At 36.4% G+C, this 921-nt stretch carries 1 protein-coding gene; it reads left to right on the forward strand.

The window, feature by feature from the left end; all coding sequences use genetic code 11:
* Positions 1–407: 407 nt before the first annotated feature.
* Entirely contained in the window at positions 408–830 is a 423-nt protein-coding gene (locus tag CYP28_RS00835; RefSeq protein WP_103592738.1) for a hypothetical protein, read from the forward strand.
* Positions 831–921 lie beyond the last annotated feature (91 nt).

Consider the following 921-nt stretch of genomic DNA (forward strand, 5'->3'; position numbering starts at 1 on the left):
TTGTTGATCCTATCTTATATAGTGTGTATGTAGATATAGCGACTTTGGCAGCAAGCTCTATGATTGGTATTATTAAAATTGGCATATTATATCCTTTTTTTGCTTGTTAAAGTATCGATAGCCTTTTTGTCAACATAAAACTCAATAGCTGCTTTAGCGAACGCCTCTAAAATTAAAACAATAGGCATATTTAACCCTCCCATTTTTGATTTTTTACATACTGACAAGTGACTTGCTACCACTCAATGTGGATATGGATGCCGTCACCGTCAATGGTTATATCGATAAAATCACAATACATAGATTTCTCCTTTTTTAAGTTATTTTGCTTTGTTGGGAGAATTATAAAAGAGTGTATGGACAAACTACGGTATAATTTACAAAAAGTTTTAAAAAAGGATAAAGCAATGGACGCCCAAACTAGTATACTGTGGCTACTTAAAAAATTAAATCGCGGCGAGATAATCGACACTGCGCAAGACGAGCTGTGGATCAATGAAAAAGATAATAGTAAGCCAAGACTAAACAATAAAACCATAAAGCGCGACTTTGATGCTATAAAAGACGTGTTTAATGAGATAGAAATAAAACGGACAGGACCTGGCTGCTACCAGGCTATCAATACAAATTTGCTCGATGATCTGCTAGATGAGAGAAAGAGAAATGTCCTAAAGATAATCTACGCGATGCTTGCCAAAAACTCTCAAAAATTTAATGAAACCAGCAAGAAAACGGCTGTACCTCAAACTATAAATGAATCATTGGGCGTTTATGACTTTATCACGAGCCCACGAGACGCTCATGAATATCGTATGCCGTCTTCTGCTTGAAAAAAAAAAATAATACCATCTACTTACGCGCGGGCACGTATCAGGATCAACGATTACACCACACCAAATTACCATAGTGCTACGCTCTCCA

The sequence above is a fragment of the Campylobacter concisus genome (genome assembly GCF_002914195.1).
Taxonomy (GTDB): Bacteria; Campylobacterota; Campylobacteria; order Campylobacterales; family Campylobacteraceae; genus Campylobacter_A; species Campylobacter_A concisus_M.